A 26720-nucleotide genomic window follows, 5' to 3' on the forward strand; every position below is an offset into this window, starting at 1 on the left:
CGCCCCGGGTAGCGGTCACGCCGGCGAACGACACCGGCGATCGCAGGGGGAGCCATGGCAGGGCCGCTCATGACCACCACCGGGGCCGCACTGGCGGCCGGATTCCGCCTGGCGGCGGGCCTGCGCGGGGGCCGCCCGCTGCACCCCCACGGGCTGCTCTTCGACGCCGAGCTCCACCTGCACGGCGACGCGGCCCGCACCTGGGGGAGCCCGTTCCTCGACGAGCGGCTGGAGCTGCGCGGCATCGCCCGCCTCTCGCGCTCGGCCGGCCTGCCGCCGCCCCTGCCGGACATCCTCGGCATCGCGCTGCGCTGGCGGCAGGCGGACGCCGACGCCGAGCTGCTGCTCGCCACCACCGGCCGCACCACGCTGGGGCGCCGCCTCCTGCGGCCCGCCACCCGGTGGGCGCCCGGCCTGTACGGCTCACTCTTCCCGTACGAGGCCCGCGGCGCGCGCGACGACGGGGGCCGGCGGGTGCTGCTCGGGGCGCTCCCCGCGCGGACCGGCCGCTGCCGGCGCGCTTCGACGCGCTCTCCGCCGCCGTGGCGAAGGAGCCGCTGGTCCTCGACCTCCTCGTCGCGGCCCCGGCGGGACCCTGGCTCCTCTTCGGCCTCGTCAAGCTCCTGCCGCCGGCCATGCCCGACGCGGCCGTGCCCACCCGGTTCGATCCCACCCGGCATCCCGTCCCGGGGCTGAGCCCGGCGGGCCGCCTCCAGCAGCTGCGCCACCCCGCGTACGCCGCCGCCCAGCAGGTGCCCGACGCCTCCGCGCATGAGGGGCAGGGCGCGGGGAACAGCGGAGGGAGCGAAATGCGGACCGCCGGATCGGCGTTGTTCACCCCAGAGGCGTGATCCGCGTCTCTGCCCCGATCACCGCAGGTCGTCCATGCCGCCCGGGACCGGCGTCCAGGCCGGGCCCGTCCGCGGCCACCGCCTCGGAGGGAGGTCCCATGCAATCAGGGCCCGCGAACGCCGGACCGGATCCGCGCCGGTGGAAGGCCCTCGCGGTCACCCTCGTCGTCGGCTTCATGATCCTGCTGGACGTGACCATCGTGGCCGTGGCGCTGCCGTCCATGCAGCGCGACCTGCACGCCTCGCCCGCCCAGGTCCAGTGGGTGGTGTCCGGGTACGCGCTGACGTTCGCGCTCTCCCTGGTGCTGGCCGGGCGGCTGGGTGACGCGATCGGCCGGCGGCGCATCTTCCTGGTCGCGCTGAGCGCCTTCGTGCTGTGCAGCATGGCCGCGGGGGCCGCGCCGACCATCGGGCTGCTGGTCCTGGCCAGGCTCGCCCAGGGCGTCGCCGCCGGCTGCCTGGCCCCCCAGAACTCGGCGCTGATCCAGCAGCTGTTCCGGGGCGCGGAGCGCGGCCGGGCGTTCGGCTTCTTCGGCGCCACCGTCGGGATCTCCAGCGCGGTCGGCCCCATCACCGGCGGCGTGATCCTCGCGCTGGCGGGCGGCGACCAGGGCTGGCGCTGGATCTTCTTCGTGAACGTGCCGATCGGGGTGGCCGCGCTCGTCCTCGCCGCCCGGCTGCTGCCGCACGGCCGCAGCGCCCCGCGGGGGGCGCTGGACCTGACGGGGGTCGTGCTGCTGGGCGCCGGCGTGTTCCTGATGATGTTCCCGCTCGTGCAGGCCGACTCGGGCGGCGTCCAGCGGCTCTGGTGGATGTTCCCCGTCGGGGCGGCGCTCCTCGTGGCGTTCGCGCTGTGGGAGCGGCGCGTCGCGGCGCGCGGCGCCGAGCCGCTGCTCGCCCCCAAGCTGATCACCGAGACCCGCGGTTACGCGCCCGGGGCGGCGCTGGCGACCGTGTACTTCATCGGCTTCAGCGGCGTCTGGCTGGTCTTCGCGCTCTACTTCCAGAACGGACGGGGCTTCACGCCGCTGATGTCCGGGCTGTGCGTCACGCCGTTCGCGATCGGCTCGGCCTGCGCGGCGGTCGTCGCCGGGCGGCTGGTGGAGCGGCTGGGGCGGCTGCTGACCGTGCTCGGGCTCGCCGCGGTCGTGGTCGGGCTGTCCGCGGCGGCGCTGCTGCTGGGCTTCGCCTCGCCGGGCGTCGCCGTGTGGGCCGCGATCCCCGCGCTGCTCGTCGGCGGCATCGGCAGCGGCTTCGTGATCTCGCCCAACGTGACGATGACGCTCAAGGACGTGCCGGTGCGGATGGCGGGCGCGGCCGGCGGCGCCCTGCAGACGGGGCAGCGCCTCGGCGGGGCGGTCGGCACGGCGGCGCTGCCCGGCGTGTACTACCTGGTCCTCTCCTCGACGGGCGGCGACATCTCCGAGGCCGTGACCGTGGCCCTGGGCGCCGCGGTCGCCGGCCTGCTGGTCGCCTTCGCGATCGCGGTGGCGGAGTGGCGGCGGGACGGCCGCGCGGCCACGCCGGGTCCGTGCCCGCCGGAGGTGGCGCACGGCCACACGCACGCCGGCCAGGGCTGACCCTTGCCAGATCGGGACAGATCACGCATCATGCCTGATGGGCTCGGCGCCGTCCGCGGCGACCGGGTCCGAGGGGACCGGGGCTCCAGCGCCGAGAGGAAGGGAGCGGACCGCTACCCGGTGGCACGTCTCGAGGAGACAGCGATGACGCATCGCACACGGTCCCGAGAAGCCGGCATCGGTTCGGACTCCCCGAACCTCGACTTCGCGGGCACGACCCCCTACGAGGACTACGTCCGGGCGGACGTCCTCACCCACCTCCAGCACCCCCTGTCCGATGATCCGGGCGAGATGGCGTTCCTGGTCACGACCCAGGTCATGGAGCTGTGGTTCACCGTGATCGTCCACGAGTGGGAGACCGCCGGCCGCGCGCTGCGCGAGGACCGGCTGCCCGTCGCCGTGGCCGCGCTGGAGCGCAGCGTGCGCGAGCTGGAGGCGCTGAACGCCTCCTGGCGGCCGCTGGCGCGGCTCACCCCGGCCGAGTTCAACGCGTACCGGGCGGCGCTCGGCGAGGGCTCCGGCTTCCAGTCGGCGATGTACCGGCGGATGGAGTTCCTGCTCGGCGACAAGTCGGCGTCCATGCTGGTGCCGCACCGGGGCGCGCCGCGCGTCCACGAGGAGCTGGAGAAGGCGCTGCACCAGCCGAGCCTGTACGACGAGGTGCTGCACCTCCTCGCCCGCCGCGGTCACGCCGTGCCGCGCGCCGTGCTGGAGAGGGACCTGTCGCAGCGGTACGAGCCCCGCGCCGAGGTCGAGGCGGTGTGGGCCGAGATCTACTCCGGTGACCGGGACAGCGACCTGGCGCGGCTGGGAGAGGCGCTGACGGACGTCGCCGAGCAGGTGTGGCGCTGGCGCAACGACCATCTGGTGGCCACCCGGCGCGCCATGGGGGCCAAGACCGGCACCGGGGGCTCGGCGGGCGTGGCCTGGCTGGAGAGACGGGCCGCCAAGTACGTCTTCCCCGAGCTGTGGACGGCGCGCAGCCATGTCTGATCCCGCGTACCTGCCGGCGAAGGCCCGCAAGCTCGACGAGTCGGACGGGCTGCGTGCCAAGCGCGCCGAGTTCGTCCTCGACGACGACACCGTCTACCTCGACGGCAACTCCCTCGGCGCCCTGCCCGCCACCGTTCCGGGCCGGGTGGCCGACGTGGTGGCCAAGGAGTGGGGGCGGCTGCGCATCCGGTCCTGGACGGAGTCCGGCTGGTGGACGGCGCCGGAGCGCGTCGGCGACCGCATCGCCCCGCTGGTCGGCGCCGCGCCCGGCCAGGTCGTGGCCGGCGACTCGACCAGCGTCAACGTCTTCAAGGCGCTGGTGGGCGCGGTGCGGATGGCCGGCGCGGAGCGGGACGAGATCGTCGTCGACGCGACGACGTTCCCCACGGACGGCTACATCGCCGAGTCGGCCGCGCGGATGACCGGCCGCCGGCTGGTCGCCGCCGACCCGCGCGACCTGCCGGCCGCCCTCGGCCCGCGCACCGCCGCCGCCCTGGTCAACCACGTGGACTACCGCAGCGGGCGACTGCACGACCTGCCGGGTGTGACGGCCGCCGCGCACGCCGCGGGCGCCCTGGTGGTGTGGGACCTGTGCCACAGCGCGGGCGCGCTCCCGGTCGGTCTCGACGAGCACGGCGTCGACCTCGCCGTCGGCTGCACCTACAAGTACCTCAACGGCGGCCCCGGCTCGCCCGCCTTCCTGTACGTCCGCCGGGACCTTCAACCCCGCTTCGACTCCCCGCTGCCCGGCTGGAACTCCCACCGGGAGCCCTTCGGCATGTCGCCGCGGTACGAGGCCGCCGACGGCGCGCGGCGGGGCCGGGTGGGCACTCCCGACATCCTGTCGATGCTCGCCCTGGAGGCGGCGCTGGAGGTGTGGGACGGGGTCTCGATCGAGGCGGTGCGGGACAAGAGCCTGGCCCTGACGGACTTCTTCCTGGAGTGCGTCGCGGCGTACGTGCCCGCGGGGCGCGTCGAGCCGATCACCCCGGCCGCGCACGCGGAGCGGGGCAGCCAGGTCGCGCTGCGCTGCGCCGGCGCGGGTGAGGTGATGGCCTCGCTGATCGCCCGCGGGGTCGTCGGCGACTTCCGGCATCCGGGCGTGCTGAGGTTCGGCTTCACTCCGCTGTACGTGTCGTTCGCGGACGTGGATCGGGCGGCGCGCGTGCTGGCCGAGGTGCTGGCGCCGTGACGGTCCCGCCGTGACGGTCCCGTCGTGATCGCGGCGCGGGAGCGGGACGCCGCCGAGCAGGAGTCGGCCTTCTCCCACCCGCACGTGGAGCCGGACGTCACCGTCCCGTACGGCCGGCACCCCGACCAGGTCGTCGACCTCTACGCCCCACGGGGCGGCGGCGGGGCCGGGGCGCCTCTGGTCGCCGTCCTGCACGGGGGCGCGTGGCGGGCCGCCTACGACCGGCGGCACGTGTCGCCCTTCGCGGCCTTCCTCACGCGGCGGGGGTTCGCGGTGGCCTCGGTCGAGTACCGGCGGGGAGGCGCCGGGCCCGGGGTGGCGGGACGCTGGCCGGAGACGTTCGACGACGTTGCCGCCGCCATGGACGCCCTGCCCGGCCTCGTCACGAACGCACCGCCCCAGAGGGACGCGCAGTCCCGGGAGGACGCACGGTCCCCGGTGGGAGGCCTGTCCCGGGTGGGCGGCCTGTCCTCGGTGGACGTGAGCCGCATCGTGGTGACCGGGCATTCGGCGGGTGGTCACCTCGCGCTGTGGGCGGCGGCCCGCCACGTGCTGCCGCAGGGGTCGCCGTGGCGGCTTCCCGGCCCCGGCTCGTCCGTCGCGGGCGTGGTGGCGCTCGCCCCGATCGCCGACCTCAGGACCGCGCGCGAGCTGTCCGTGTGCTCCGGCGCCGCGCTCCAGCTCCTGGGCGGCCCGGAACGCTTCGAGGAGCGGCGCCGGTCCGCCGACCCGTCGGCGCTCCTGCCCACCGGCGTCCCCACCACCATCGTCCACGGCCGGGCCGACATCGTGGTGCCGGTCGAGGTCACCGGGGCCTACGTGCGCGCGGCGGCCGGAGCGGGTGATGCGGTGCGGCTGAGGCTGATCGAGGACGCCGGTCACTTCCCGCTGATCGACCCGGCGGCGGACGCCTGCGCCGTGGTGGCCGAGGAGGTCACCCGCCTCCTGGGCGGTCCCTGACCCAGGTGACGGTGCGGGCGGCCGGGCGGAAGCCGATCGACCGGTAGAGCCGTTCCGGTGCGGGGTAGGCGTCGTCCCCCCGGGCGTACACGACCGCCAGCTCGGCGCCCGCCTCCCGGGCCGCGCGCAGCCCGGCCAGGCAGACCGCCCGCGCGAGCCCGCGGCGGCGGTGGGCGGGCAGGGCGCCGATGGGCTCGATCTCCGCGACGCGCCGCGCCTCGTCCAGCCAGACCAGGCAGTACGCGGCGACCTCGCCGTCCGGCGCCACGGCGATCACGTCCAGCCCGGCACGGTACGGCCAGGCGGCCCGCACGGCCCGGTAGCTCTCCTCGGTCACCCGCGACGGGTGGAACGCGGCCCGGTGCGCCGCCACGCGCCCCGGCACGTCGGCCTCCTCCACGGCCCGCAGCCGGTAGCCCGCGGGCGGGGCGGGCTCGGCCAGGTCCGCCAGGTCACGGAGCAGGTGCCGGAAGAAGGGACCGTCGCCGGCCGGCCGGTAGCCCGCCTCCTGGAGGGCCGCGGCGAGATGCGTCTCGGCGTCGAGCACGGTCACGTGGAGCGTCCCGGCGGGCGCCGTGCGGGCGAACCACTCCAGCACCTCACCCGCCAGCTCCGGCCGGGCGGGGTCCACGGCCAGGTCGAGGGAGCCGGGCAGGTCGATCCACCCCCAGGCCACGGTCCGGCCGCCGTCGCGCCACAGCCGGGTCGGCCACTCGGACTCCCGCCCGGTGTGCTGGAACCTGCCCCAGGCGAGGTCGCCGACGTGCCACCGCGACCCGGGCGACCAGAGGCGGCTGCACAGCTCCTGCATGGCCCGCAGGTCCTCCGGGCCCTCGTACGCGCTGACGATCACGCCGCCCAGTCTGCCGGGCGCCCCGGCTCGCCCGCATCCGGATATACGGCATCCGGATACCCGGCCCGGCCGGGGAGCCGTCACCCTCCGGTCGCGGGGCTGCCGCGCGGCGCGACGACCAGCGCCACGACGGCGGGCAGCGGGAACAGCATGAGGTAGAGGTTCGGGATCCACCAGGCCAGGGAGAAGTCGCCGCGCAGCGTCCAGAACGCGACGGCCATGAGCCCGGAGGCCATGGTGAGCACGAGGGACACGAGCATGAGCGGCACCCCGGCCCCCGCGGACGCCGGAGACCCCACAGACGCCGTGTCGGAGCGCCTGAGCAGCCAGAGGCTCGTCAGGCCGGTGGCGCTGGCGGCCAGGTCGATGAAGAGGAACGACCAGTTCCAGGCCACCATCACCGGGTCGGTGTACCCGGCGAAGGCCCATTCGGGCGGGATCAGCCCGAGGCCCGTGACGGTGAAGTAGACGACGAACCCGACGTCCGTCGCCAGCATCAGCGCCTTAGTCGTTCTGAGCACGCTCGATCAGCTCCATCAGGTAGGCACGCGTCCGGGCGTGCAGCGCGGGGTCGGGCTCGCCGAGGCCGAGCAGCCGAACGGCCCACCAGCCGTCCACCGCCAGCCGGACGGCGGTGGCCGCGGCGGGGTCCACGCCGTCGCGGGTCAGCCGCTCCTGCCAGGCGGCGAACCGCTCGCGCAGCGGCTCCAGGCCCGCCGGGTCGACCAGCACGCCGGCGAGCAGCGCGGCCGTGACCCGGTCGGGCGCCTCCGGGGTGTGCGTCTCGGGGACCGTGGCCTCCACGTAGGCGCGCAGGAAGTCGCCCGGCCCGTCGCCGGCCCGCGCCAGCGCCTCGTCGAAGGCGTCGGTGAGCCGCGCCACCATGGCCCTGACCAGCGCCTGCTTGGTCGGGAAGTGGTAGAACAGCCCGCCCTTCGACACGCCCGCGCGCTGCGCGACCGCCTCCAGCGTGAGCGACTCGGCCCCGTCCGACAGCAGCACCTCGGCCGCCGCGTCCAGGAGCCGGTCGCGTGAACTCGGTCTCGGCATGCCCGAAACTATACAGGCCAGCCGGTACACTTTCATGGCTCCGCAGAAGCCGGAAACCGGTCCGGGAGCCCGGCTCAGGCGAGGGCCGCGCGGATCGCCTCCTGGGCGGCGTCCCGCAGCCGGGCGTGCACCGCCGCGTTCTCCTCCCGGTCCGTACGCACCTCCACCACGCGCGGCCCGTCGCCCCGCAGCGCCTTGGACAGGTCCCCCAGCTCCTCCACCAGCCGGTACGGCGTGCCGGTCGCGGCGGCCACGTACCCGAGGTCCACCCCGTGCGGCGTGCCGAACACCCGCTCGAACGGGTCGCGCAGCGCCGCCTGCGGCAGCAGCGAGAAGATGCCGCCCCCGTCGTTGTTGACCACCACCAGGCACAGGTCGGGGCGCGGCTCGCGGGGCCCGAGGACCAGGCCGTTCTGGTCGTGCAGGAACGACAGGTCGCCGAGCAGCGCGTACGACGGCCCGTTGTGGGCCAGCGCCGCGCCCATCGCCGTCGAGACGGCCCCGTCGATGCCGGAGGCGCCCCGGTTGGCCAGCAGCCGCAGCCCGCGCCGGGGCCGCATGGCCTGGTCGAGGTCGCGGATCGGCATGGACGACCCGCAGAACAGCAGGGACCCGTTGGGCAGCGTGTCGGCCAGGTCGCGGGCCAGGCGCGGCTCGCTGGTGCCCGAGGTGTCGAGCACCTCGTCCACCGCCGCCCGCGCGGCCTGGTCGGCGTGGCGCCAGGCGTGCAGCCAGCCGTCGTCGCCGGAGGCCACCGGGATCTCCACGGCCTGCGCCACCTGGGTGGCCGAGCGGGTGGGGTCGGGCCAGCGGTCGAGGTCGGTGGCGACGACGATGTGCTCCTGGGCGCGCTTCAGCCACGACAGCAGCGGCCGCGACAGCCCCGGCCGGCCGAGCGTCACGACCACGTCGGGCGCGTACGTGTCGGCGAACTCCGGGGTGGCCAGCAGGTAGTGGTAGGTGGAGACGGCGTGGTCGCCGTAGCGTCCGCCGCCGTTGGGCTCCGACAGGACGGGCCAGCCGGCCATCCCGGCGGCGGCGACGTAGCGGCGCACGTTGGCCGCGCCGTCGCCGACCACGAGCACGCCGCGCCGGGTGGGCGGGATGTGCAGGGCGACGGGCGGCGGGGCGACGCGGGTGCGCACCCACGGCCCGGTCGCGTCGCCGTCGAGCGACTCGTTCCAGGTGGTGTCGCCGTCGGGGATCAGCGGCTCGCGGAAGGCGAGGTTGAGGTGGACGGGCCCGGGGGCGGCGGGGCCGGCGGCGCGCTGGTAGGCGCGGCAGGCCAGCGAGCGCCAGTAGGCGACCTGGCCGGGCCGGTCCTCGGGCGCGCCCACCTCGGCGAACCAGCGGACGGCCGTGCCGTACAGCTTCATCTGGTCGATGGTCTGGTTGGCGCCGGTGCCGCGCAGCTCGGGCGGGCGGTCGGCGGTGAGCACGAGCAGCGGGACGCCGGACTCGCTCGCCTCGATGACGGCCGGGTGGAAGTTGGCGGCGGCCGTGCCGGAGGAGCAGATCAGCGCGACCGGCCGCTCCGAGCGCCGCGCGAGGCCGAGCGCCAGGAACGACGCCGACCGCTCGTCCACGCGCACGTGCAGCCGTACCCGCGACTCGGAGTGCAGCGCCAGCGCCAGCGGCGCCGACCGGGAGCCGGGCGCGAGCACGACGTCGGTCAGGCCGCAGCGCACCAGCTCGTCGACGAGCACCGTGGCCAGCGCGGTCGCGGGGTTCACCGGGACGCCTCCTCCATTCGGCCGAGCCACCAGGGCGATTCGATGGCGAACTCTGACAGGGCCCGCTCGTCCACCTCGGGCCGCCGCACGGTCAGCACCCCGCCGACCGGCGTGAGGGGGTCGGCGGTGACGTCGCCGGACAGGAGCGCCATCGTGCCCAGCCCGCACGCGTACGGCAGCTCGGGCAGCGCCGCGGCCAGCGCCAGGCCGGCGGCCAGCCCCACGGACGTCTCGACCGCGCTCGACACGACGGCCGGCAGCCCGCACGCCTCCACGACGCGCAGCGCCTGCCGCACCCCGCCGAGCGGCTGGACCTTGACCACGGCGATGTCGGCGGCCTCGGCGGCCCGCACGCGCAGCGGGTCCTCGGCGCGGCGGATCGACTCGTCGGCGGCGATCGGCACGTCGCAGGCCCGCCGCACCAGGGCCAGCTCCTCCAGGGTGGCGCACGGCTGCTCGGCGTACTCCAGGCCGAACCGGTCGAGCTCCTTCAGCCGCCGCACCGCCTCGTCGGCGCTCCAGGCGCCGTTGGCGTCCACGCGCAGCCTCCCGGACGGGCCGAGGGCGTCGCGCACGGCCTCCACCCTGGCCAGGTCGTCGGCGAACGGCCGGCCGGGCTCGGCCACCTTGACCTTCGCGGTGGCGCAGCCGGACGCCCGGACGAGCTCGAACGCCCGCTCGGCCGGGACGGCCGGGACCGTGGCGTTGACCGGGACGGTGTCGCGGACCGGCGCCGGCCAGCCCTCGAAGGCGGCCTCATGGGCGCACGCCAGCCAGCGGGCGCACTCGCGCGGCCCGTACTCGGGGAACGGCGAGAACTCGCCCCACCCCGCGGGGCCGCGCAGCAGCACGCCCTCCCGGGCGGTCTGCCCGCGGAACCGGGTGGGCATCGGGATCCGGAACACCACGGGGGCACGGGTCAGCCCCCGCGGTGTCCGGTCGCCCGTCTTTTTCGCGCCGCCGCCCGTGCCGGGCGTCACGCCCCCGTCCGCGTCCACGCCCGCGCTCCTGTCCGCGCGTACGTCCGCGCTTTCATCCGTGCTCTCGCCTGTGCTGTCGCCTGTGCTGTCGACCGTGCCGTCTCGTGTGCCATCGACCGTGCCGGGTCGCGCGTCCCGCCCTGCCACCACCGCGTCACCACTGAGTCAGTACCGATCTGTCGCCACTAACCTTACGAGCATGCCGAGCACGTCGTCGCATCCGGATCGCCCGTTGCGGGCCGTCGTCATGCCGCCGGGCCCCCAGCTGTTCGCGGCGGTGCGCGACGCGCTGAGCGGTGACGGCCCGGCCGTGCTGCCGCTCGCACCGGGCCAGGAGGCCGCCGCGATCGCCGCCCTGCGCCCCTCCGACGTCGACGGGCGGCCCCTGGAGGGCGGCTCCGGCGTGCCGGCCGACGTCGCCGTGGTGATCGCCACCAGCGGCAGCACGGGCGCGCCCAAGGGCGTCATGCTCTCGGCGGCGGCCCTGCGCGCCTCGGCCGCCGCGTCCCTGCGGCGCCTCGGCGCGGCCAGAGGTGAGCGGTGGCTGTGCTGCCTGCCGCCCTCCCACGTCTCCGGGCTCCAGGTGCTCGTCCGCGCGCTGCTCAGCGGGACCGAGCCGGTCGTGCACGAGCGGTTCGACCCGGAGCGGGTGCTGGCCTCGGGCGCCGACCACGTCTCGCTGGTGCCGACACAGCTGCACCGGCTGGTCGAGCTGCGGGCCGACCTGTCGGTGTTCGCGACGATCCTGCTCGGCGGCGCGGCGGCCCGTCCCGGCCTGCTGGACGAGGCGCGCGACCTCGGCGCGCGGCTGGTGACGACGTACGGGATGAGCGAGACGAGCGGCGGCTGCGTGTACGACGGCCGGCCCCTCGACCACGTGGACGTCAAGGTGGGCGACGACGGCCGGATCCGCGTGGCGGGGCCGGTGCTGTTCTCCGGGTACCGCTCGGGGGAGCCCGTCCCGCGCGACGGCGACTGGTTCGTGACCTCCGACCTGGGCGAGCTGTCCGGCGGACGGCTGCGCGTGCTGGGCCGGGCCGACGACGTGATCAACACGGGCGGCGAGAAGGTCGTGGCGGGCGCCGTGACCACGGTGCTCGGGGGCCACCCCGAGGTGGCGGACGTGGCGGTCGTCGGCCGGGCCGACCCCGAGTGGGGCGAGGTGGTGGTGGCCGTGGTGGTGCCCGCCGACCCCTCCCGCCCGCCGACGCTGGCGCAGCTGCGCGCCTACTGCGCCGACCGGCTGCCCTCCTACGCCGCGCCGCGTGAGCTGCGCCTCACGCCGGGCCTGCCCCTGCTGCCCAACGGCAAGCCCGACCTCGTACGGCTGCGCTCGCAGATCTGAGCACGCGCCCGCGCCCGTCTCCCTGTGCCCGTCTCCCTGTGCCCGGCCGGGTCGCGGCCGCTTCACCTGGGACGGGCCGCTCCCAGGAACCTGACGACCAGCCGGTGCGTCATAGTGGGGAAGAGCAAGGAAGGAGCCTTCATGGATCAGACCCGCAAGATGTGGGCATCCGCGGCGGTCGTCGGCGTCATCGTCGTCGGCGGCGTCTCGGTCGCGGCGGCCGCCTCGGCGGGCAGGCTCGATCAGGTCGCCGAGGAGACCAGGGCGGTGATGGAGGTGGACGGTTCCCGCGTGGCCGAGCTCGCCGGGGAGTCGGCCGCTCCGGAGTCCACGCCCGACGTGGTGGTGTCCAAGGACGTGAACCCCGACCCCGACGCGGTCCTCGACTACTGGACCGACGAGCGCATGGAGGGCGCCGAGCCCATGCCGATGCCCGAGGGTGAGCCCGGGAAGGTCACCGAGGGCCCCTCGGGAGTGACCCCCGACGGCGACCCGGGCCAGGTCAGCGGCCACTAGCCGCCCGCCCGGCAGCCGTACGCGGGGTGGGCCGCCAAAGAGGCGGTCCGCCCCTTTTTCCTCCCAACGGGAACAAATAACGGCAAATCGCGTTATTGATACTGGTGCGCTGAGCGGCACGTACCGCCCCACCACAATCTGCCTGATCGCTTCTACTCCGTATGGAGGAGGTGTCCTCATGCCCCGAACCGCCGTGGCGACCCCACCCGCGACCCTCGACCAGCTCCTTGACCGAGGGCGAGCACAGGGTCACCTTTCTCTCGCGGAACTGCGTCACGCGTTCGCCGAGGCCGGGATCAACCCTGCCGAAGGCCGGTCGATCCTGCGCGAGCTCACCGAGGCGGGTGTCAGCCTGGCCGCGGAGGACGAGCCGTCCCTCGGCAGGCCCGCCCGCACGGCCGCGAGGAAGACCACGACCAAGCGCCCGGCCAAGCCGAAGTCTACCGGCTCCGGCGTCGCCGGGTCCAAGACCGACATCTCGGCCGTTCCCTCGGCCGACTCCCCCGACGACGACGCGCCCGTCTCCGCGAAGTCCACCAGGCCCACCGGCCGGTCCACCGGTAGGTCCACGACCCGATCCACCGGCAGGTCCGCGGGCGGCTCCACGGCCGGGCCCGCGGTGAAGGCCGCCCCGGACGCCCCGGTGTCCGCCGACGCCGAGCCGGACCCCGAAGCCCTCGCCATGAGCTCCGAGGAGCCCGAGCTGGAGACCGAGGTCATGGACCTCGACGACACCCAGTCGGCCATGGGCGACTCGGTCCACACGTACCTCAAGTCGATCGGCCGCCGCACGCTGCTGACCGCCGCCCAGGAGGTCGAGCTGGCCCGGCGCATCGAGGCCGGCCTGTACGCCGAGTACAAGCTGGAGACCGACCCGACCCTGTCCCCCGCCGCCCGCGAGGACCTCGACCTGGTCATCCAGGACGGCAAGGACGCCAAGGACCACATGCTGGAGGCCAACCTCCGGCTGGTCGTCTCGGTCGCCAAGAAGTACACCGACCGCGGCATGTCGCTGCTCGACGTGGTCCAGGAGGGCAACCTGGGTCTCATCAGGGCGGTGGAGAAGTTCGACTACACCAAGGGCTTCAAGTTCTCCACGTACGCCATGTGGTGGATCCGCCAGGCCATACAGCGCGGCTTCGCCGACTCGGCCCGGACGATCCGGCTGCCGGTCCACGTGCTGGAGATGCTGTCCAAGCTGTCGCGCATCGAGCGCGACATGCACCAGCGCCTGGGCCGCGAGCCCACGCCCGAGGAGCTGGCCAAGGAGCTGGACAAGACGCCCGACCAGATCGAGGAGCTGCTGCGCACCAGCCGCCAGCCGATCTCGTTGAACGCGACGATCGGCGAGGACGGCGAGACCACGATCGGCGACCTCATCGAGGACGTCGACTCCCCCGAGGCGTCCGAGATCGTCGACCGCCAGCTGCTGGGCGACCAGCTGCGGGGCGTGCTCGACAACCTCTCGCCGCGCGAGTCGAAGATCATGGCGCTGCGGTTCGGCCTGGTGGACGGCAAGCCGCACACCCTCGACGAGATCGGCAAGCACCTGGGGCTGACCCGGGAGCGCATCCGTCAGCTCGAGAAGGAGTCGCTGTCCAAGCTGCGCCACCCGAGCAACACCCGCCCGCTGCTCGACTGGGCGAGCTGACCCCCGGCGGCGCGGCACCCGCCGTCACGCACTGACGACGACCGGCCGCGCCACCACCCGGCGCACCCCGAAAGCCTCGGCCTCTACGGCCGAGGCTTTTGTCATGCCCGCGCCCGCCCGACCGAGCAGGCGACCGTCACATTAGGCTGCCGATCATGAGCGTCACCCTCAGCGACTCCGCCAAGCAGATCCTCGACGCCGCCAACATCGGCGTGCTCGCCACCCTCAACCCCGACGGCAGTCCCCAGACCTCGGTCGTCTGGGTGGGCACCGACGGCGACGACGTGGTCATCTCCTCCCAGGCCGGCAGGCGCAAGGTCGTGAACCTGGAACGGGACCCACGCGCCAGCCTCAGCGTGTTCGACCTTGCGGACCCCGAGAGGTACGTCGAGATCCGAGGGGTGGCGACGGTCACCGAGGACGAGGGCAGGCGGCTGGCGGCGAGGCTGGCGGAGAAGTACGAGGGCGAAGGGGCCGGCGAGGCATACCTTCAACTGCCTCCGGAAGCGGTGCGCGTGACGATCCGGATCACGCCGCGACGGGTGGCGGGCAACGCGGCCTGACAGCACGTGTGGCGCCTTCGACGAGTTCCTGCGCAAACTCCTCGTCGGGGGCCTGACCCCGGTCGGAGAGGGCCCGGACGGTGAACGCCGCCACACGGGGGCTTCGGCCACTGGGCGCCAGGGCACTCATGTCGACGCCGCCCGCGGCACCACCAGCCTCCTCCCAGCTCCACACGGCTGGTTTCGGCGCCCAGACGACCAGGATCGCGTGATCGGCGTCGGCGCCGCGACGCGGTCGCCGCGGTCATGCCGAACACCTCGTCGCCGGCTCCGACACCCGTGACGCCGTCGCCGACCTCGTCCACCACGCCGGCGGCGTCGAACCCGGTCGGGTAGGGGAACGTCACGGGCACCACGTCACGCATCTTCCCCGAGCGGATGGACGTCTCTCCCGTCGACGATCCGGACGCCCGTACGGCGATGCGGATCGTCCCCGGCCCGGCATGCGGCTCCTCGACCCCGGCGACATGCACGACGCCGGCCGGGCCATAGTCCGAAAACTGAACAGCTCTCATGCGTCGCACGTAACGGAACACCTCGTCCGTTTGCTGCCGCGCTGCCTGGTGAGACCGCCGGACCGCCCTGCCGGGCTGCGTTGCCAGCCGCCGGACCGCCCCTGCCGGTGCTGCCTTGCCTTGCCGCGGGACGCGCTGGAGCCGGGCTCTAGCGGACCGCGGGGACCGGGCGCGGGATGCGGGGGATGCCCCACATGCGGTTCTCCTCGCGGAGCGTGCGCAGCCGGTCGACCTCGGCCGTCCACATCGCCCCCGCGGGCGTCGCCTTGGCCTTGCGGCGGGCGATGCGGTCGTCGTACGCCCGGACGCCGAACGTGGACCGCTGCCCCGCCTCGGCGCCCCGCAGCGCCTCGGTCAGCGCCTTGTCGAACGCCAGCCCGGCGCCCAGCAGCTCCACCTCGTCGGCGTCGGCGGCCCGCAGCTCACGCAGCGTCCGCTCGGCCTGCCTGGCCTTCTCCAGCAGCTCGGGATAGCTCTTGGAGATCTCCAGATCCGCGTGGTAGCGGACCTCGGCCTCCCGGCTCACCCGCGGACGGAAAAACGCCATCGGCTCTGCCCCTTCGCGCAAGTCGCTCTGTTGTTCGCGACAAGGGTACGCCTCTCCGCGACACACCACGTCATCGGACCACGGCAACCGCCTTTACATAGTAAGATCATCGCATGCCCGCCAAGAGGCCGCCCGTTCCCCTGTCCCGTGAGCGCATCATCGAGACCGCGCTGCACATCGCCGACACGCAGGGCCTGCGCCGGCTCACCATGCGCCGGCTCGGCGACGCCCTGCAGGTGGAGGCCATGGCCATCTACCATCACCTGCCGCTCGGCAAGGAGGCGCTGATGGACGCGCTGGCCGAGCACGTCACCGCCATCCACGTCGAGCCCGGGAGGACGTGGCAGGACACCGCCCGGGCGTGGTGCCGGGCCAGCCGCGAGCTGCTGCGCGACCACCCGGGCGTGCTGGCGCTCGCGCTGACCAAACCGCCCAAGGGCGGCACCGCGATCTCCATCAGGGAGCAGACGGACCAGCTCGCCGAGGCGGGCCTGCCCGACGCGGCCGAGGCGGTGCGGGCGCTTCGGGCGTTCGTCTTCGGCAGCGTCGCGGTGGAGGTGCAGCAGTCGGGCTGGGCCGACCCCGAGGTGGACGAGTGGGTACGCCGCGACGAGCGCGCCGACGCCGACTTCGAGCGGGGCCTGGACGCGCTGCTCAGGGGCCTGCGCGCCTAGAAGGGCCGCTCCGGCCCGCCGCGCTCCCCTGATCGACGGCGGCCGGGAGCTCGCCGGCCGCCGTCCCCGCAGGAAAAGGCCGCATTCGTCGAGATCTCGCGCAGCGATCGGGCAAAGGGTTGCGAACCTAGTGGCGTGTCGAGCTTGGACCGTTATCCTGCATAAGGCACGCTGTGTCGAGGGTCACACCATCCGCGCATCCTCCTCTAACAGTCCGAACGGACTATGTCGGATTATGTGACATACGTCGCACACTTACTACGTCCAACAGCCCGAGCCGCTCCCGTGCCACGGGGGCTTTTCACGAGATATCGGAGGCACGCCGATGTGCCCGCACGACCCGGTCTGTCCGTCCGCCGAGGCGCCCGACCGTGAGGCCGCACGCACCGTCGCGTGCCACCCCGAACAGGGGTGGAGCCTTCTCTGCAACGGCGTGGTCCTGTTCGAGGACACCGGGGAACTGCTGCCGGGCGGCACCGCCATCGCCCCGCACCGCCCCGTCGTGGGCGCCGCCTGAGCGAGCCGCCTCACCAGACGTGGCCACACGGCGGTCACGGCTCCGCCGTCGTAGTCCTGAAGTCACGGGCCTGAGGTCACCGGGCACGCGCCGCCCGGTCACCACCCCGGCCACACCCGCGGCTCAGCCGCTCCGTACCGGGCAGAGCGTCCACTCGGGCGGGGGCCACCTGGTAGAGGCCCGGTGGAGATCACTCGGAGGACGGTCCACCCCGGCGGAGGATCCAGCGAGAGACCGGACACGCGCCCAGCCGCAGGAAGGCCCCCGCAACGCGCCCTACGCGGATCGTCCACCTGTACGCAGGCCGTCCGGGCGTCCGGGTCAGGCGTACGACATGATCCAGCCGGCGACCACCTCGCCCACCCGGGCGGGGTCCTTCTTCAGGTCGTGCCCCTCCCCCGGCAGCACCACGAGCCGTGCCGCGTCGGCGGCGTCCGGCACTCCGAACGGATCGCGGTCCCCGTTCACCACGAGCACGTCCACACCCGCCCCGCGCAGCTCGTCGGCTCTGGAGCGTTCCGGTCTGCCGGGCGGGTGCAGCGGGAACGCGAGGGCGACCACCGCCGCCGCCCCGACGTCCTTGGCGGTACGGCAGGCGACCCGCGCCCCGTTGCTCCGGCCACCCTGCACCAGCGGCAGGCCCGGCGCCTTCGACCGCAGCTCGGCCAGTACGGCGCACCACGCCTCGTCCTGCCGGGCCGCCGAGCCCGGAGCGCGGGCCCCGGCGAGCCTGAACGGCTGCGTCACCCGAGCCACGCTGGCCCCCGCCGCGAGGGCGGCGTCGCGCACGGCCAGCAGGTCGGGCGCGTCCACTCCCCCGGCCGACCCGTGGGTCAGCACGAGCAGCAACCGGGGCCTGTCGGCCTCGTCCACCTGCACCGACGCGGGCCCGCGCGGCGTCATGACCTCCATGCGAGAACCGTATCGGGCTCCGCCCCACGACCGGACCCCGGACCCGCCGCCGCCCCTCGTCGACACCTGAGAACGGGCGACCGTAGGGGCGAGGGCATCCCACCCAGGTCACGGCGACCGGCGCTCTGCCTGAAACCGGTGAAACCCGGTCGAGGGTGCCGTGAAACCGGCGCCACCGAGAGTGAAGCCATGAGCATCACAGAACTCGGCCGCACCGGGGGCGGGCCGGCCTCCGACGGGGGCACCGATCTGGCCGTACACGCGGTAGGGCTGGTGAAGACGTTCGGCCGGCACCGCGCCGTCGACGGGATCGACCTGGACGTCCGCCCCGGTGAGATCTTCGGCGTCCTCGGCCCGAACGGCGCCGGCAAGACCACCACCCTGCGGATGCTGGCCACCCTGTTGACGATCGACGCGGGCCGTGCCGAGATCTTCGGGGTCGACGTGGCCGGCAACCCGCACGTGATCCGCCAACTGGTCGGCGTCACCGGACAGTACGCGTCGGTCGACGAGAACCTGACCGCCCGCGAGAACCTCTGGCTCTTCAGCCGCCTGCAGGGCATCGCCGGGCCGCGTGCCCGGCGCATCGCCGGCGAGCTGCTGGGCCAGTTCGGCCTGGAGGAGGCCGCCGACAAACCGATCGCGCAGTTCTCCGGCGGCATGCGCCGGCGCCTCGACCTGGCGGCCAGCCTGATCACCAGGCCACCGCTGATCTTCCTCGACGAGCCGACCACCGGTCTCGATCCGCGCACGCGCGGCCAGATGTGGGACACCATCCGCGGTCTGGTCGCCGACGGCTGCACGGTGCTGCTGACCACACAGTATCTGGACGAGGCCGACCAGCTCGCCGATCGCGTCGCGGTCATCGACCACGGCCGCAAGGTCGCCGAGGGCACCCCCGACGAGTTGAAGACCGCGGTCGGCAACTCCGCCCTCCAGTTGCTGCTCGCCGAGCCGGGCGAGGTGCCCGCCGCCGTGGAGGTCGTGCGGCGCGTCCTCGGCTCCGACCCGGTCCTCAGCCCGGAGCAGGGCCGCCTCAACGTCGCCCTCGACCAGGCCGACCTGGCCGCCGACGTACTGATCGCGCTGCGCAACGCCGGGGTGTCGATCTCTTCGGTGAGCGTGGCCAAGCCCAGCCTGGACGAGGTGTTCCTCGCCCTCACCGGCCACGAGGCGGACGAGGACAAGAGGGACCGGGAGCACGAGACCGGCACGGAGGAGAACCGATGAGCACCATGATCGCACCCGCCCGCGAGGCGGTCCGGGCCGCCGACCGCGTGGCGGCCGCCCGGCGGCGCGTCTCACTGGCGGAGACGCTCAGCCAGACCCTGACGATGGCGTGGCGGGCGCTCAAGAAGATGCGCCGCAACCCGGAGCAGTTCTTCGACGTGGCGCTGCAGCCCATCCTGTTCACCGCGATGTTCGCCTTCATCTTCGGCGGCGCCATCGCCGGCGACGTGGAGAGCTACCTGCCCCTGATGATCCCCGGCATCCTCGCCCAGACCGTGTTGACGACGTGCATGGCCACGGGCACGCAACTGCGCGAGGACATGGAGAAGGGCGTCTTCGACCGGTTCAAGTCGTTGCCGATCGCCCGGATCGCGCCGCTCGCCGGCCCGATGGTGGCCGACCTGCTGCGTTACGCGATCGCGGCCACTCTGACCTTCGGCATGGGCCTGGTGATGGGCTACCGCCCGGGCGGCGGGGCGGGCGGTGTGCTCGCCGCGATCCTGCTGGCGATCTTCACCGGCTGGTCGCTGGCGTGGGTCTTCACCTGGGTCGGCACGATCGCCCGGAGTGCCCAGGCCGTGCAGGGCATCTCCATGATGATCTTGTTCCCGCTGACGTTCCTGTCGAACGCCTTCGTCCCCGTCGAGACCCTGCCCGGCTGGCTGGCCGCGTTCGTCCGGGTCAACCCGGTCTCACACCTGGTCACGGCCGCCCGCGACCTGGCCAACAGCGCCCTCGTCAGCGGAGAGGTGGCATGGACGCTCCTGGCGTGCCTGATCGTCATCGCGATCTTCGCTCCGCTGTCGGTACGCAGCTACAAGCGGCACATGTGACCTCCGCCCGTCACGGCCCGAGACCTGCTCGAGGAGACTCAGCGCCTCGTCGAGCAGGTCGGGGCCGCGTCGGTCGCCGTAACGGGCCCGCACGGCGGCGATCATCCCGGGCGCGGCCCGCTCCGCGTACGGTTCGATCCGCTCGAAGGCCATGCTGGGCATGGTGTTGTTGTACGCGAACCGCTCGGCCAGCACCAGCAACCCGATCGCGTCGCGGGGGGCCATGGCTCCGCGCAGCAGCCCCCAGGCGCCGAGCGCGAAGATCATCGAGCCGCACATCGGGTAGTCCATGACGGGGTTGCCCCAGGTCAGCAGGTCGTAGCTCCGGGCGGTGGCGAACAGCTCCTCGCCGTACCGGACGTCTTCCGGCGGGGCGTGGTACGCGTACGCCGTCAGGGTGACCGACCTCGCGATGATCGTCCACGGCGTGAAGTCCGTGCGCGGCACCCCGGGCAGGCGCATGTCCTGTGCCCGCTGGACGGCCAGACGGTATTCCGCGAGCGCGGCGGCCGTCTCGCCACGGGCGAGGGCGAGCTCGGCCGCGCACAACGAGACGATCGCCACCCCGCCGAGCACCGCCTCGTTGTCGTTGATCCGGCTGATCTCGGCGAGCTCGTTCTCCGCGGTGCCGAGGTCGCCGTCGGCGAGCGCGGAGATCAGCAGCACCGCGCGGAGCTGGGTCTCGTCGTCGGTGGCGCCGAGCCGGCTCAGCACCGGGATGGCGGTCCGCGCGTGTCCGACCGCCCGCCGGCGGTCGCCGAGCTGCATGGCGAGGTGGGCCAGCTCGGCGTGCATGACCGCTGGGAACCACGGCCCCTCGTCCTCGCGGAGCATCGTCAGGGTCCGCTCGGCGGCCTCGATCGCTCCGGTCGCGTCTCCCGCGTTCTCCAAGGCGTGGACGCTCATCTGCGTCGCCGCCAGGGCCACGTCATGGTCCGTGCTGCGGCACAACTCGGCCAGCCGGTGGCGCACCTCGCCGTCGGCCCCGTCGCACGCGAGCGCCACCGTGGCCATCGCCGCCACGCGGGAATTCGTCGTGTCACTGATGGGCAGCGTACGGAGGAAGTCGCGGAGCGGATCGACACTGCGGTCGTTGACGATCATGGTGTTCACGAGCGTGATCAGCATGGCGGCCCTGGCCACCTCGACCAGGCACGGCGGCGGCACCCAGCCGGTGATCACCTGGGCGATCGCGTGCCGGTGCACGAAGATCCGGGCGTGGTCGCCGCGGATCGACCACAACGCGCCGACGCCTGCCAGCAACTGGACCGTCGTCACGGGATCGGCCTCGCCGAGAGCCTGCCGGAGCAGATCGGCGAGGTTGCTCTCCTCGGCGTGCAACGCGTCGGCCGCCGCGAACTGCGCCGGGCTGAACAGCTCCAACGCGTGTGCGAGGGCGTACGCCGTCGCCCAGGCCCGCTGCGCCGCCCGCGCGGGCGCCTCCTCGCCGGCCTCCTTCAGCCGCATCCGTCCGAACTCCCTGACGGTCTCCAGCATCCGGTAGCGCAGGCCGTACGTCGTCTCGCGGACGCTCAGCATCGACTGCTCGGTCAGCGCGTCCACGACGTGCAGGGCGTCCGTGCCGAGTACGTGTTCGGCCGCGGCCAGCGTGAAACCGTCGCCGAACAGCGACAACCACCGCAGCGCCCGCCGCTCCGGCTCCTCCAGCAGGTTCCACGACCAGTCGATGACCGCGAGCAGCGTCTGGTGCCGGTCCGGAGCCGCACGGTTCCCGCCGCGCAGGAGAGCGAACCGGTCCGCCAGCCGCCGCGCGATCTCCTCCACCGACATCACCCGCACCTTGGCCGCGGCCAGCTCGATCGCGAGCGGCAGCCCGTCGAGGCGCGCGACGACGTCCTCGACCACCCTCTCGTCGATCCGGACCCCCGGGCGGGCGGCCGTGGCGCGCTGGCGGAACAGCTCCACCGCGTCGCCCGTGCGCAGCTCGCCGAGCAGGTAGACGCGTTCGGCGGGGATCGACAGGGGGGCGCGCGAGGTGATGAGGACCCGCAGGTCGCGGGTCGTCACGGTCAGGAACGCCACCAGGTCGGCGACGGCCTCGATCACATGCTCGCAGTTGTCCAGGATGAGCAGCGCCGGAGCCTGGTCGAGATGCTGGGCGATGCGGGCGCGAACGTCGGAGCGCTGCTCGGCGCTCAGGGCACGACGCCCGCTGACCGAGTCCCGGACCCCGAGCGCCGAGCCCACCTCGCCCACCACGCCCTCCGGCGAGGAGACGCCGACCAGCTCGACGAAGTGAGCGACGGGCTGCGCGGCGTTCCTGCCGACGACATGAGCCAGCCGCGTCTTGCCCAGCCCGCCGGGACCGATGACGGAGACCACCCGGTTGGTCTGCAGCAGGGCGTGCACCGCACGGATGTCGCCGTCGCGGCCGAGCAGCGAGGAACCGTCGTACAGGATGCCCTCGCGGACCGGCCGATCCGCGACGAGGAGCGCGGCGTACACGCGGGCGAGCTCCGGCCCTGGCTCCGTGCCGAGCCGCGCCACCAGGCCCGCGCGGTACCGCTCGTAGCGCTCCAGAGCCGCGGCGGCGCCACGTACGGCGGCCTCGCTGCGCAGCAGGCAGGCGAGCAGCTCCTCGTCGTGCGGCCGATCGGCCGCGGCCTCCTCCAGCAGCGGCAGCGCCTTGTCGTGGGCGCCGCTCCGGCCCTGCGCGAGCGCCGCCACCCGTCGCGCCTCGGACACCCGTCCCGCTGCGACGCCCCTCAGATCGGCGAGCGCGCCCGTGCCGCCGTCCATGCCGCCGGCCACGAGACCCATGGCCTCTTCGGCGCGGCGACGCGCGAGCGCCGTGTCGTCCTCGGCCAGCGCGGCCCGCGCCTGTTCCACCAGCGCGCCGAGCAGCAGCGCGTCCACCTGGTCGGCGGGCAGCCCGAGGCGGTAACCACGCGGGATCCGCACCACGGCATCGGCGCAGGTCGCCGCCCTGGTCCGCGAGACGACCACCTGCAACGCCTTGGTCGGGTTGGCCGGCGTCTCGTCGGGCCACAACTCCTCGACCAGGCGCTCGTCGCTGACCCCTGCGCGCCCGGACAGGGCGAGCAGGGCCAGCAGGGTCCGCGCGCGGTCGCCGACCACGCGCACGCCCCGCCATCGAACGCCGTCGAGCAGGACCAGTGCGGGGGACACCCCCTCAGCTTACGGAGGAGTCACCCGCGTGGAGCAGGCTGACCGCGAGTATCTCGACTCGTGATGATCGCGGCCTGACCCTCCGGTGCCGGGCGGAGCGCGTCGAGCCGCAGCGCCCGCGGGCTCGCCCCCGGACGACCAGCGCCCCGCAGCCGCGGCGCCGTACCTGGCCGCCCTGCGCACCCGGAGAGGGTCGTCACGTGTCGCGGTCGCGGCGGAGGCGGACGTCGGCGGCCAGCGTCTCGTCCTCGTGGTCCAGCCCGTACGCCCAGACGTGCGCGGCGTCGTCGTCCCGCCCCCGTAAGGGAAGTGTGCGGGCCAGCAGCTCGATGGCGAGGGCGCTCGTCCCCGCGTCGGCGCCGTCCTCGACGGCCCCCGCGAACTCGGCGCACGCCATCTCCAGGTGGGCGATCCCGAGCTGGACCCGCAGCCGCGGCGCCACCTCGGCCGGTGCGGCCTCCAGCGCGTCGAGCAGCACCTCGGCCGCCTCCCCCGGCTCGCCGCGCTCCAGCATCAGGTCGGCGAGCTGCTGCGCGGCGTGCGCGGCCGTCTCGTCGTCGCCGGCCGCCACCGCCGCCGCGCCTGCCTCGCGCAGCGACGCCTCACCCTCGTCCAGCGCTCCGGCCTGTACGGCGAGCCGGGCCAGCGCGAGGTGGGCCAGCGGCACGTACGCGGCGGTGCCGAGTCCCAGCACGGCCTGCCACGCGCCGCGTGCCTGCTCGGCCCGGCCCTCCCGCTCGAAGCCCTGCGCCAGGTGGCAGGCCGCCTGCGCCGCGTACTCGGGGTGGCCGGTGGCGAGCGCGGCCCGGGCCGCGGCGCGGGCGCCGTCGAGGTCGCCGCGCTCCTCCAGCACCACGGCCAGGCCCACGGCGGCCTGCGCCCGGTCGGGCTCGTCGGGGTCGGCCGCCAGCTCGGACAGGATGGCCGCGGCGCCGTCGAGGTCGCCGTCCTCGGCCAGGCGGCGGGCGGTGTCGAGAGGCGGGGTCCGCAGCTCTGAGGACGTCAAAGATGGCTCCTTCGGCGACGATCGGACCGAGCCTAACGACTTCTGGCGATCATGTCTGCCGACTTGTCCCGGTTGGCCGGGCCCGGCCACGGGAACCGCACCCCCGCGACACCTCCCCCGCGGGGAACGCCGCGGCCCCTCCCCGACGAGCGGGAAGGGGCCGTGGCGGGACCGGGCGTGCGGGACGCGCGGTGACAGCGGGACGTCAGTCCTCGTACGCCTCCAGAGGCGGGCAGGAGCACACCAGGTTGCGGTCACCGTAGGCCTGGTCGATGCGGCGCACCGGCACCCAGTACTTGCCGTCGCGCAGCGAGGACACCGGGTAGGCGGCCTCGGTGCGGGTGTAGGGGTGGGTCCACTCGTCGGCGGTGACGGCCTCGGCGGTGTGCGGGGCGTTGCGCAGCGGGTTGTCGTTCATGTCGTACTCGCCGGAGGCCACCTTGGCGATCTCCGCGCGGATGGCGATCATGGCGTCGGCGAACCGGTCGAGCTCGGCGACGTCCTCGCTCTCGGTCGGCTCGATCATGAGCGTGCCCGCCACGGGGAACGACATGGTCGGCGCGTGGAAGCCGTAGTCGATGAGCCGCTTGGCGACATCGTCGACGGTGACGCCGGTCTCCTTGGTGATCTGGCGCAGGTCGATGATGCACTCGTGCGCCACCAGCCCGCCGCGCCCGGTGTAGAGGACCGGGAAGTGGGGGGCCAGCCGCCGCGCGAGGTAGTTGGCCGACAGGATGGCCTGCTCGGTGGCCGCGGTGAGCCCGTCGGAGCCCATCATGCGGATGTAGGCCCAGGAGATCGGCAGGATGCCGGCCGAGCCGTACGGGGCGGCCGAGACCGGGCCGACCGGCGAGTCGTTGTGCAGCGGGTGGCCGGGCAGGTAGCCGGCCAGGTGCTCGCGGACGGCCACGGGGCCGACGCCGGGCCCGCCGCCGCCGTGCGGGATGCAGAACGTCTTGTGCAGGTTGAGGTGGGACACGTCCGCGCCGAACTCGCCGGGCTTGGCCAGGCCGACCAGCGCGTTGAGGTTGGCCCCGTCGACGTAGACCTGGCCGCCGGCGTCGTGGACCTTGGCGCAGATCTCGGTGATGGCCTCCTCGTACACGCCGTGCGTGGACGGGTAGGTCACCATGATGGCGGCGAGCGTCTCGCGGTGCTTGGCGATCTTGGCGTCGAGGTCGGCCAGGTCGACGTTGCCCTCGGAGTCGCAGGCCACGACGACGACGCGCATGCCGGCCATGACGGCGCTGGCGGCGTTGGTGCCGTGGGCGGAGGACGGGATGAGGCACACGTCGCGGCCGGTGTCGCCGTTGGCCCGGTGGTAGGCGCGGATGGCCAGCAGCCCGGCCAGCTCGCCCTGGGACCCGGCGTTGGGCTGGATGGAGACCGCGTCGTAGCCGGTGATCTCGGCCAGCCAGCGCTCCAGCGTCTCGACCAGCTCGACGTAGCCGGCGGCCTGCTCGATCGGCGCGTAGGGGTGGATCGCGGCGAACTCGGGCCAGGTGATCGGCTCCATCTCGGTGCTCGCGTTGAGCTTCATCGTGCAGGAGCCGAGCGGGATCATGGACCGGTCGAGCGCGATGTCCTTGTCCTGGAGCCTGCGCAGGTAGCGCAGCATCGCGGTCTCGGAGTGGTGGCTGTGGAAGACCGGGTGGGTGAGGTAGCCGGACTCGCGGGCCAGCCCGGCGGGCAGCCGGTCGAGGCCCTCGTCGGCGACCAAGGCGTCCAGCTCGGCGCGGGAGGCGGACTCGTGGCCGAGCGTCTCGCCGAAGGCCGACGCGACCCGCTCCAGGTGATCGGCGGTGGTGGTCTCGGAGCAGGCGACGGCGACGTGGTCGGCGTCGGCGGGCCACACGTTCACGCCACGCTCGGCCGCCAGCCGTACGACGTCGGCGGCCTTGCCGGGGACGCGGGCCAGCACGGTGTCGAAGAACTCGCCGTGGACGACCTCGACGCCGCCGCGGCGCAGCGCCTCGGCCAGGGCGGCGGCGTGCCGGTGGGTGCGGGCGGCGATGCGGCGCAGCCCCTCGGGCCCGTGGTAGACGGCGTACATGCCGGCGATGACGGCGAGCAGCACCTGGGCGGTGCAGATGTTGCTGGTGGCCTTCTCGCGGCGGATGTGCTGCTCGCGGGTCTGCAGCGCGAGCCGGTAGGCGGGGTCGCCGTCAGCGTCGACGGAGACGCCGACCAGTCGGCCGGGCATCTGCCGCTGCAGGCCCTCGCGCACCGACATGTACGCGGCGTGCGGCCCGCCGAAGCCGAGCGGGACGCCGAAGCGCTGGGAGGACCCCACGGCGATGTCGGCGCCCAGCTCACCGGGCGCGGCGACGAGCGTGAGCGCCAGCAGGTCGGCGGCGGCCACGACGAGGGCGCCGGAGGCGTGGGCGGCCTCGGCGACCGCGCGGAAGTCGCGCAGGCGGCCGGAGGCGCCGGGGTACTGGACGAGCACGCCGAAGCACTCGGGCAGCTCGCCCTCCAGGGTGTGCTCGACGAGCTCGATGCCGAGCGGCTCGGCGCGGGTGGCGAGCACCGCCTTGGTCTGCGGCAGCGTGTCGGCGTCGACGACGAACACGGGGCTCTTGACCTTGCCGGCCCGCCGGGCCAGGGTCATCGCCTCGGCGGCGGCCGTGGCCTCGTCCAGCAGGGAGGCGCCCGCGACGGGCAGGCCGGTCAGGTCGGAGACGACGGTCTGGAAGTTGAGCAGCGCCTCCAGCCGGCCCTGGGAGATCTCGGGCTGGTACGGGGTGTAGGCGGTGTACCAGCCGGGGTTCTCCAGGAGGTTGCGGCGGATGACCGCGGGCGTGACCGTCTCGTGGTAGCCGAGGCCGATCATGGAGGTGAGGACCTGGTTGCGGCCGGCCAGCGCGCGCAGCTCGGCGATCGCGCCGGTCTCGCCGACCGCGGCGGGCAGCTTCAGCCGGTCCTTGGCCCTGATGGCCTCGGGCACGGCCACCGCCACGAGGTCGGCCACGGACTCGAAGCCGACGGCCTCGAGCATGCGCTGCTGCTCCGGGGCTGAGGGGCCGATGTGCCGGGCCGAGAACGGCGGAGCTGACAGGTCGGTCATGG

At 74.2% G+C, this 26720-nt stretch carries 22 protein-coding genes and 2 pseudogenes; 13 read left to right on the top strand and 11 right to left on the bottom strand.

The features are described 5' to 3' along the window. The first annotated feature begins 54 nt into the window (after positions 1–54). From AB0H64_RS18035 to AB0H64_RS18055, 5 genes are all read left to right on the top strand, one after another. The gene (locus tag AB0H64_RS18035; protein WP_357625389.1) at positions 55–696 is read left to right on the top strand and encodes a hypothetical protein; all 642 of its coding nucleotides are present in this window, start codon (positions 55–57) and stop codon (positions 694–696) included. A gap of 253 nt (positions 697–949) precedes the next feature. Then, positions 950–2431: an MFS transporter gene (locus AB0H64_RS18040; protein ID WP_357625392.1), complete on the top strand. Its 1482-nt coding sequence runs from the start codon at positions 950–952 to the stop codon at positions 2429–2431. A gap of 144 nt (positions 2432–2575) precedes the next feature. Next, positions 2576–3424: a tryptophan 2,3-dioxygenase family protein gene (locus AB0H64_RS18045; RefSeq protein WP_357625395.1), complete on the top strand. Its 849-nt coding sequence runs from the start codon at positions 2576–2578 to the stop codon at positions 3422–3424. Beyond that, positions 3417–4616 (top strand): kynureninase, encoded by a 1200-nt coding sequence (kynU, locus tag AB0H64_RS18050; RefSeq protein ID WP_357625398.1) that lies wholly within the window; start codon positions 3417–3419, stop codon positions 4614–4616. The genes AB0H64_RS18045 and kynU overlap by 8 nt, the downstream gene beginning before the upstream one ends. A gap of 24 nt (positions 4617–4640) precedes the next feature. After that, the gene (locus tag AB0H64_RS18055; RefSeq protein ID WP_357625401.1) at positions 4641–5576 is read left to right on the top strand and encodes an alpha/beta hydrolase; all 936 of its coding nucleotides are present in this window, start codon (positions 4641–4643) and stop codon (positions 5574–5576) included. On the opposite strand, the gene AB0H64_RS18060 is transcribed toward AB0H64_RS18055, so the two are convergent. The 5 genes from AB0H64_RS18060 to AB0H64_RS18080 all read right to left on the bottom strand — a co-directional run bounded on the left by AB0H64_RS18060 (position 5551) and on the right by AB0H64_RS18080 (position 10120). Further along, positions 5551–6429 carry a GNAT family N-acetyltransferase gene (locus tag AB0H64_RS18060; RefSeq protein ID WP_357625404.1) on the bottom strand — a complete coding sequence of 293 codons (879 nt, stop codon included), beginning with the start codon at positions 6427–6429 and terminating at the stop codon, positions 5551–5553. The two genes, AB0H64_RS18055 and AB0H64_RS18060, sit on opposite strands and share 26 nt — an antisense overlap. Before the next feature lie 80 nt (positions 6430–6509). Continuing rightward, a complete protein-coding gene (locus AB0H64_RS18065; RefSeq protein ID WP_357625407.1) occupies positions 6510–6950 on the bottom strand; it encodes a DUF5360 family protein in 441 nt (146 codons plus the stop codon). Next, the gene (locus AB0H64_RS18070; protein WP_357625410.1) at positions 6934–7479 is read right to left on the bottom strand and encodes a TetR/AcrR family transcriptional regulator; all 546 of its coding nucleotides are present in this window, start codon (positions 7477–7479) and stop codon (positions 6934–6936) included. The genes AB0H64_RS18065 and AB0H64_RS18070 overlap by 17 nt, the downstream gene beginning before the upstream one ends. A gap of 74 nt (positions 7480–7553) precedes the next feature. Next, entirely contained in the window at positions 7554–9212 is a 1659-nt protein-coding gene (gene menD, locus AB0H64_RS18075; RefSeq protein WP_357625413.1) for a 2-succinyl-5-enolpyruvyl-6-hydroxy-3-cyclohexene-1-carboxylic-acid synthase, read from the bottom strand. Continuing rightward, positions 9209–10120 (bottom strand): o-succinylbenzoate synthase, encoded by a 912-nt coding sequence (locus tag AB0H64_RS18080; RefSeq protein WP_357625729.1) that lies wholly within the window; start codon positions 10118–10120, stop codon positions 9209–9211. The genes menD and AB0H64_RS18080 overlap by 4 nt, the downstream gene beginning before the upstream one ends. A 271-nt stretch (positions 10121–10391) precedes the next feature. Between AB0H64_RS18080 and AB0H64_RS18085 the strand changes: the two genes are divergently transcribed. The 4 genes from AB0H64_RS18085 (at position 10392) to AB0H64_RS18100 (ending at position 14267) form a co-directional block, all read left to right on the top strand. Beyond that, positions 10392–11537, top strand: a complete 1146-nt coding sequence (locus tag AB0H64_RS18085; protein WP_357625417.1) for an AMP-binding protein — start codon at positions 10392–10394, stop codon at positions 11535–11537. 141 nt (positions 11538–11678) lie between these two features. After that, the gene (locus AB0H64_RS18090; RefSeq protein ID WP_357625420.1) at positions 11679–12053 is read left to right on the top strand and encodes a hypothetical protein; all 375 of its coding nucleotides are present in this window, start codon (positions 11679–11681) and stop codon (positions 12051–12053) included. Positions 12054–12231: 178 nt separating this feature from the next. Then, positions 12232–13704 (top strand): RNA polymerase sigma factor, encoded by a 1473-nt coding sequence (locus AB0H64_RS18095; RefSeq protein WP_357625423.1) that lies wholly within the window; start codon positions 12232–12234, stop codon positions 13702–13704. Positions 13705–13859: 155 nt separating this feature from the next. Then, positions 13860–14267, top strand: coding sequence for a PPOX class F420-dependent oxidoreductase (locus tag AB0H64_RS18100; protein ID WP_357625426.1), 408 nt, complete (start codon positions 13860–13862; stop codon positions 14265–14267). A 124-nt stretch (positions 14268–14391) separates the two neighbouring features. Here the strand turns inward: AB0H64_RS18100 and AB0H64_RS18105 are convergent. Together AB0H64_RS18105 and AB0H64_RS18110 are read right to left on the bottom strand one after the other, a co-directional pair. Further along, positions 14392–14782: pseudogene (locus tag AB0H64_RS18105) on the bottom strand (alcohol dehydrogenase catalytic domain-containing protein); the annotation flags it as partial. 148 nt (positions 14783–14930) lie between these two features. Then, positions 14931–15329, bottom strand: a complete 399-nt coding sequence (locus tag AB0H64_RS18110; protein ID WP_310709868.1) for a hypothetical protein — start codon at positions 15327–15329, stop codon at positions 14931–14933. A gap of 113 nt (positions 15330–15442) precedes the next feature. On the opposite strand from AB0H64_RS18110, the gene AB0H64_RS18115 reads away from it, so the two are divergent. Further along, positions 15443–16003, top strand: a complete 561-nt coding sequence (locus AB0H64_RS18115; protein WP_357625430.1) for a TetR/AcrR family transcriptional regulator C-terminal domain-containing protein — start codon at positions 15443–15445, stop codon at positions 16001–16003. Positions 16004–16328: 325 nt separating this feature from the next. Continuing rightward, the gene (locus tag AB0H64_RS18120; protein WP_175590377.1) at positions 16329–16520 is read left to right on the top strand and encodes a DUF5999 family protein; all 192 of its coding nucleotides are present in this window, start codon (positions 16329–16331) and stop codon (positions 16518–16520) included. Positions 16521–16841: 321 nt separating this feature from the next. On the opposite strand, the gene AB0H64_RS18125 is transcribed toward AB0H64_RS18120, so the two are convergent. Continuing rightward, complete coding sequence (locus AB0H64_RS18125) at positions 16842–17432, bottom strand: alpha/beta family hydrolase (protein ID WP_357625434.1); 591 nt, start codon at positions 17430–17432, stop codon at positions 16842–16844. Between the two features lie 189 nt (positions 17433–17621). Here AB0H64_RS18125 and AB0H64_RS18130 point away from each other — a divergent pair, with 189 nt between their 5' ends. Then, entirely contained in the window at positions 17622–18662 is a 1041-nt protein-coding gene (locus tag AB0H64_RS18130) for an ATP-binding cassette domain-containing protein (RefSeq protein ID WP_357625437.1), read from the top strand. Beyond that, positions 18659–19495 carry an ABC transporter permease gene (locus AB0H64_RS18135; RefSeq protein WP_357625440.1) on the top strand — a complete coding sequence of 279 codons (837 nt, stop codon included), beginning with the start codon at positions 18659–18661 and terminating at the stop codon, positions 19493–19495. The genes AB0H64_RS18130 and AB0H64_RS18135 overlap by 4 nt, the downstream gene beginning before the upstream one ends. A 1686-nt stretch (positions 19496–21181) precedes the next feature. Here the strand turns inward: AB0H64_RS18135 and AB0H64_RS18140 are convergent. The 3 genes and pseudogenes from AB0H64_RS18140 to gcvP form a co-directional block, all read right to left on the bottom strand. Beyond that, positions 21182–22645, bottom strand: a pseudogene (locus tag AB0H64_RS18140) (BTAD domain-containing putative transcriptional regulator); the annotation flags it as partial. A gap of 196 nt (positions 22646–22841) precedes the next feature. Then, entirely contained in the window at positions 22842–23651 is an 810-nt protein-coding gene (locus AB0H64_RS18145) for a hypothetical protein (protein WP_357625443.1), read from the bottom strand. Between the two features lie 205 nt (positions 23652–23856). Next, on the bottom strand, positions 23857–26718 hold the full coding sequence (gene gcvP / locus AB0H64_RS18150) for an aminomethyl-transferring glycine dehydrogenase (RefSeq protein WP_357625446.1): 2862 nt from the start codon (positions 26716–26718) through the stop codon (positions 23857–23859). Positions 26719–26720: the final 2 nt, after the last annotated feature.

It is taken from the genome of Nonomuraea sp. NPDC050733 (assembly GCF_040654215.1).
Taxonomy (GTDB): Bacteria; Actinomycetota; Actinomycetes; order Streptosporangiales; family Streptosporangiaceae; genus Nonomuraea.